Source organism: Streptococcus sp. 2100, from assembly GCF_013276335.1.
Lineage (GTDB): Bacteria > Bacillota > Bacilli > Lactobacillales > Streptococcaceae > Streptococcus > Streptococcus pseudopneumoniae.
In genome coordinates this window covers 1-7,352 of record NZ_VMKV01000105.1, presented here as the reverse complement: position 1 = coordinate 7,352, position 7,352 = coordinate 1, and the positions used below count along the sequence as shown (strand labels likewise).

The following is a 7,352-nucleotide window of genomic DNA, read 5'->3' as shown; positions in this document are numbered from 1 at the left end:
AGGTATGAATGATTTGGGGTTAAGTCTTATTCTTAGCGGTTATTTATATTGTTTAATAGCGCTGATATTTCATCAATGATGTTTGACTTTGTGATTTTGGTAGTGGTTCAATTTGATTGCTACTATTTTTGATGGTGTGAATGTTCTGACAATGTACCCCAGCTAACTACGAAAGTTTTTGACTCTATATTTTTAATGTGTATTAAAAAATAAATTAACACATATTAATTTTTCTTGACTTAAATTTAAAAAATGATATACTATTTTTATGGAGAGCTAACAATTATATATAAATGTACTACTCTATTTCCTAGATAATACTTAGTAAAACTTTTTATAACAAAGGCTAGCAAAGTTAAAGTTTTCTATCTATTGGAAGTTAAATAAATATGTAAGGAATTAAAATGAAAAAAAGTACAGTATTGTCATTAACCACAGCTGCAGTTATTTTAGCAGCCTATGCCCCTAATAAGGTAGTCTTAGCAGATATATCTAGCTCTGAAGATGCTTTAAATATCTCTGATAAAGAAAAAGTAGTAGTAGATAAGGAAACAGAAAATAAAGAGAAACATGAAGAGATTCATCATGCTATAGAAGCTTCAAAGGATACTGAAGAAAAGAAAACAACAATTATTGAGGAAAAAGAAGTTGTTAGTAAAAATCCTGTGATAGACAATAGCACTAGCAATGAAGAAGCAACAAGCAAAGAAGAAAATTCCAATCAATCCCAAGGAGATAAAGCGGACTCGTCTGCAAGTAAAGACTCAGAAAGTCCCAAAAAAGAGGATAGACTTGTCTATATTGCTGAATTTAAAGATGAAGAGTCTAGAGAAAAAGCAATCAAGGGACTATCCAGTCTTAAGAATACAAAAGTTTTATATACTTATGATAGAATTTTTAACGGTAGTGCCATAGAAACAACTCCAGATAACTTGGACAAAATTAAACACATAGAAGGTATCTCATCGGTTGAAAGGGCACAAAAAGTCCAACCCATGATGAATCATGCCAGAAAGGAAATTGGAGTTGAGGAGGCTATCGATTACCTAAAGGCCATTAATGCTCAATTTGGGAAAAACTTTGATGGTAGAGGTATGGTCATTTCAAATATCGATACCGGGACAGATTATAGGCATAAGGCCATGAGGATTGATGATGATGCCAAAGCCTCAATGAGATTTAAAAAAGAAGACTTAAAAGGCACTGATAAAAATTATTGGTTGAGTGATAAAATTCCTCATGCTTTTAATTATTATAATGGTGGTAAAATTACCGTAGAAAGAGCTGATGATGGAAGTGATTATTTTGATCCCCATGGGATGCATATTGCAGGGATTCTTGCTGGAAATGATACTGAAAAAGACATCAAGAACTTTAATGGCATAGATGGAATTGCACCTAATGCACAGATCTTCTCTTATAAAATGTACTCTGACGCAGGATCTGGGTTCGCAGGGGATGAAACAATGTTTCATGCTATTGAAGATTCTATCAAACACAACGTTGATGTTGTTTCGGTATCATCTGGTTTTACAGGAACAGGTCTTGTAGGTGAGAAATATTGGCAAGCTATTAGAGCATTAAGAAAAGCAGGCATTCCAATGGTTGTCGCTACGGGTAACTATGCGACTTCTGCTTCAAGTTCTTCTTGGGATTTAGTGGCAAATAATCATCTGAAAATGACCGACACTGGAAATGTAACGCGAACAGCAGCACATGAAGATGCGATAGCGGTTGCATCTGCTAAAAATCAAACAGTTGAGTTTGATAAAGTTAACATAGGTGGAGAAAGTTTTAAATACAGAAATATAGGGGCCTTTTTCGATAAGAATAAAATCACAACAAATGAAGATGGTTCAAAAGCTCCTAGTAAATTGAAATTTGTATATATAGGCAAGGGCCAAGACCAAGATTTGATAGGTTTGGATCTTAAGGGCAAAATTGCAGTAATGGATAGAATTTATACAAAGGATTTAAAAAATGCTTTTAAAAAAGCTACGGATAAGGGCGCACGCGCCATTATGGTTGTAAATACTGTCAATTACTACAATAGAGATAATTGGACAGAGCTTCCAGCTATGGGATATGAAGCGGATGAAGGTACTAAAAGTCAAGTGTTTTCAATTTCAGGAGATGATGGTGTAAAGCTATGGAACATGATTAATCCTGATAAAAAAACTGAAGTCAAAAGAAATAATAAAGAAGATTTTAAAGATAAATTGGAGCAATACTATCCAATTGATATGGAAAGTTTTAATTCCAACAAACCGAATGTAGGTGACGAAAAAGAGATTGACTTTAAGTTTGCACCTGACACAGACAAAGAACTCTATAAAGAAGATATCATCGTTCCAGCAGGATCCACATCTTGGGGGCCAAGAATAGATTTACTTTTAAAACCCGATGTTTCAGCACCTGGTAAAAATATTAAATCCACGCTTAATGTCATTAATGGTAAATCAACTTATGGCTATATGTCAGGAACCAGTATGGCAACTCCAATCGTAGCAGCTTCTACTGTTTTGATTAGACCGAAGTTAAAGGAAATGCTTGAAAGACCTGTATTGAGAAATCTTGAGGGAGATGACAAAATAGACCTTACAAGTCTTACAAAAATTGCTCTACAAAATACTGCGCGACCGATGATGGACGCAACGTCTTGGAAAGAAAAAAGCCAATACTTTGCATCACCTAGACAACAGGGAGCAGGCCTAATTAATGTGGCCAATGCTTTGAGAAATGAAGTTGTAGCGACTTTCAAAAACAAGGATTCTAAAGGTTTGGTAAACTCTTATGGTTCTATTTCTCTTAAAGAAATAAAAGGAGAAGAAAAATATTTTACAATTAAGCTTCACAATACATCAAACAGACCTTTGACCTTTAAAGTTTCAGCATCAGCGATAACTACAGATTCTCTAACTGATAGATTAAAGCTGGATGAAACATACAAAGATGAAAAATCTCCAGATGGTAAGCAAATTGTTCCAGAAATCCATCCAGAAAAAATCAAAGGAGCAAATATCACATTTGAGCATGATACTTTCACTATAGGCGCAAATTCTAGCTTTGATTTGAATGCGGTTATAAATGTTGGAGAGGCTAAAGACAAAAATAAATTTGTAGAATCATTTATTCATTTTGAGTCAGTGGAAGAAATGGAAGCTCTAAACTCTAACGGGAAGAAAATAAACTTCCAACCTTCTTTGTCGATGCCTCTAATGGGATTTGCTGGGAATTGGAATCACGAACCAATCCTTGATAAATGGGCCTGGGAAGAGGGTTCAAAATCAAAAACAATGGAAGGTTATGATGATGATGGTAAACCGAAAATTCCTGGAACCTTGAACAAGGGTATTGGTGGAGAACATGGTATAGATAAATTTAATCCAGCAGCTATTATTCAAAACAGAAAAGATAAAAATATTACATCACTAGACCAAGACCCAGACTTATTTGCCTTTAACAACCAAGGTATTCATGCAGAATCCACTAGTGGATCTAATGTTGCTAGGGTATATCCACTTGACTCAAAGGGAGAACCACAAAGTGTTTCACTAGAAAGAGGATTAACACCTTCTCCACTTGTATTAAGAAGTGCAGAAGAAGGATTGATTTCAATAGTAAATACAAATAAAGAGGGAGAAAATCAAAGAGACTTAAAAGTCATTTCGAGAGAACACTTTATTAGAGGAATTTTAAATTCTAAAAGCAATGATGCAAAGGGAATCAAATCATCTAAACTAAAAGTTTGGGGTGATTTGAAGTGGGATGGACTCATCTATAACCCTAGAGGTAGAGAAGAAAATGAACCAGAAAGTAAGGATAACCAAGATCCAGCTACTAGGATAAGAGGACAATTTGAATCAATAGCTGAGGGTCAATACTTCTACAAATTCAAATATAGATTAACCAAGGATTATCCATGGCAAGTTTCTTATATACCAGTAAAAATTGATAATACAGCTCCAAAAATTATTTCAATTGATTTTTCTAATCCAGATAAAATTAAATTGATCGCAAAAGATACCTACCACAAGGTAAAGGATGAGTACAAACACGAAACCTTGTTTGCTAGAGACCAAAAAGAACATCCTGAGAAATTTGAAGAAGTAGCCAACGAAGTATGGTACGCAGGTGCAGCTCTTGTCGATAAGTATGGAGATGTTGAGAAAAGTCTTGATGTAACTTACGCCGGAGAGGGTGAGGGAAGAAATAGGAAGCTTGATAAAGATGGAAATACTATCTACGAAATTAGCGGAGCAGGAGATTTAAGAGGAAAAATCATCGAAGTAATCGCCCTAGATGGTGCAAGCAACTTCACCAAAATCCATAGAATTAAATTTGATGACCAAGCTGATGAAAAAGGAATGATTTCTTATTACCTAGTAGATCCTGACAAAGATGCTTCTAAATATGAAAAACTAGGTGAAATTTCTGAAGAAAAACTCAAAAATGCAAAGAGCCCAGAGGAAAATACCAATAATAATCAAGCTAAGGATGAAGATTCAAAACCAGCTGAAGAAAGTTCAGTTGAGGGAGAAGCTAGCCTTGAAATAAATAAAACTATTTCAACAATTAGAGACTTTGAAAATAAAGACCTAAAGAAACTCATTAAAAAGAAATATAGGGAAGAATATGACTTTGTAACTGGTGGAAAAAGAACAGTAGAGCTTGATTATCAATATGACGATGAAGGAAATATAACTGCCTATGAAGATAAGAGTGCTCTAGAATATGAAACTGAGAAACTTGATGATGTTAAATCAAAACTTGGTGGAGTATTAAGCCCATCAAAGGATGGACATTTTGAAATTCTTGGAAAAGTAAGTAATGTATCCAAAAATGCTAAGGCTTACTATGGCAATGACTTCAAATTAATAGAAATTAAGGCAAGTAAATACGACCCACAAACTAAAACTCTAACCTTTGACTTATTTGCAAACACAAATGATGTAGTCGATGGTCTATCCTTTACGGGTGATATGAATATCCTTGTAAAAGATAAGGGTGAAACAAAAGCTAAAACTAAAATTAGAATGCCTGAAAAAAATAAGGAAACTAAAACAGAATATCCCTATGCATCAAGTTATGGGAATGTAATCGAATTAGGAGAAGGAGATCTTTCAAAGAACAAACCAAACAATTTAACTGAAATGGAATCTGGTAAAATCTATTCTGATTCAGAAAAACAACAATATCTGTTAAAGGATAACATCATTCTAAGAAAAGGCTATGCACTAAAAGTGACTACCTATAATCCTGGAAAAACGGATATGTTAGCAGGGAATGGAGTTTATAGCAAGGAAGATATAGCAAAAATACAAAAGACCAATCCTAATCTAAGAGTCCTTTCAGAAACAACAATTTATGCTGATAGTAGAAATGTTAAAGATGGAAGAAGCACTCAATCAGTATTAATGTCGGCTTTGGACGGCTTTAACATTGTAAGATATCAAGTGTTTACCTTTAACATGAATGATAAAGGGGAAGCAATCGATAAAGATGGAAATCTTGTGACAGATTCCTCTAAACTTGTATTATTTGGTAAAGATAATAAAGAGTATCATGGGGAGGAATATTCTAATGTAGAAGCTATAAAAGAAGATGGCTCCATGTTATTTATTGATACCAAACCAGTAAACCTTTCAATGGATAAGAACTACTTTAATCCATCTAAATCTAATAAAATTTATGTACGAAATCCAGAATTTTATTTAAGAGGTAAGATTTCTGATAAGGGTGGTTTTAACTGGGAATTGAGAGTTAATGAATCGGTTGTAGATAATTATTTAATCTACGGAGATTTACACATTGATAACACTAGAGATTTTAACGTTAAGCTTAATGTTAAAGACGGTGACATCATGGACTGGGGAATGAAAGACTATAAAGCAAACGGATTTCCAGATAAGGTAACAGATATGGATGGAAATGTTTATCTTCAAACTGGCTATAGCGATTTGAATGCGAAAGCAGTTGGAGTCCACTATCAGTTTTTATATGATAATGTTAAACCCGAAGTAAACATTGATCCTAAGGGAAATACTAGTATCGAATATGCTGATGGAAAATCTGTAGTCTTTAACATCAATGATAAAAGAAATAATGGATTCGATGGTGAGATTCAAGAACAACATATTTATGTAAATGGAAAAGAATATACATCATTTGATGATATTAAACAACTAACAGATAAGACACTAAATATTAAGATTCTTGTAAAAGATTTCGCAAGAAATACAACCGTAAAAGAATTTATTTTAAATAAAGATACGGGAGAAATGAGCGAATTAAAACCTCATAGGGTGACTGTGACCATTCAAAATGGAAAAGAAATGAGTTCTCAGATAGTGCCGGAAGAAGATTTTATTTTACCTGTCTATAAGGGTGAATTAGAAAAAGGCTATCAATTTGATGGTTGGGAAATTGCTGGTTTCGAAGGTAAAAAAGACGCTGGCTATGTTATTAATCTATCAAAAGATACCCTTATAAAACCTGTATTCAAGAAAATAGAGGAGAAAAAGGAGGAGGAAAATAAACCTACTTTTGATGTATCCAAAAAGAAAGATAAGGTGCAAGCAAATCATAATCAATTAGATGAGAGTCACAGAAAAGAGGATTTACAAAGAGAAGATCATTCACACAAATTTGATTCAACTAAAGATGTCAAAACTACAGTTCCTGTACAAGTAAATTATAGTCAATTAGATGAAAGTCAAAGATCTGATTCAACTAAGGATGTTACAGCTCCAGTTCCTGATAAAAATGATAAAAACTTTGAAAATGAGAAGGAAGTTTATCTTAATGAACCAGAGAACATAGCTAATAAAGATACCAATATTGATAGTAAATCAACTACTAACAATGATAGGTTGCCAAAAACCGGAACAGTTAGCGAAGTCTTCACGTCATTGGTTGCCGGAATAATGTTTACCTTAGGTGCATTTCTTGGATTAAAGAAAAAAGATTAAGATTAAGACAAAAGCTATAGATGAAAAAATGGTTTATGTACTGAGATGGTGTGATGATGAAACAGTTTTGTGAAAATAGCTATTTATAACTCAATTATTTAGTTTACTTTACTATTGATACTCTTTTTGGATTTATTAATAGACTTAGTTTAGATAACTAATGAATTGATTGAAAGGGTTAGTATTGACAAATATTGATTAGCAAATAGAGTCTTTCAAAATTTAAAGGCTAATAGAGGTGATGAGACAATTTCAAGGAATTAAGTAGCGTTTGGTTGCTTAATTCCTTTTCATTTGGGAGGTAGTTTTTCACGGCTTCCTTATTTTATCGCCATTATTTAACCACTTAGACTGATATAGAGAGTAAGCGCGTCATAACAA

The 7,352-nt window shown here is 33.5% G+C and carries 1 protein-coding gene; it reads left to right on the top strand.

Translation table 11 applies throughout. From position 1 onward, the window contains the following. Positions 1 to 404 precede the first annotated feature (404 nt). Positions 405 to 6,971: a S8 family serine peptidase gene (locus HT669_RS10675; protein WP_172922366.1), complete on the top strand. Its 6,567-nt coding sequence runs from the start codon at positions 405 to 407 to the stop codon at positions 6,969 to 6,971. Positions 6,972 to 7,352: the final 381 nt, after the last annotated feature.

Bases quoted from the DNA above. Each gene is read 5' to 3' on its own strand.
- HT669_RS10675 (WP_172922366.1), top strand. From the start codon at position 405: ATGAAAAAAAGTACAGTATTGTCATTAACCACAGCTGCAGTTATTTTA.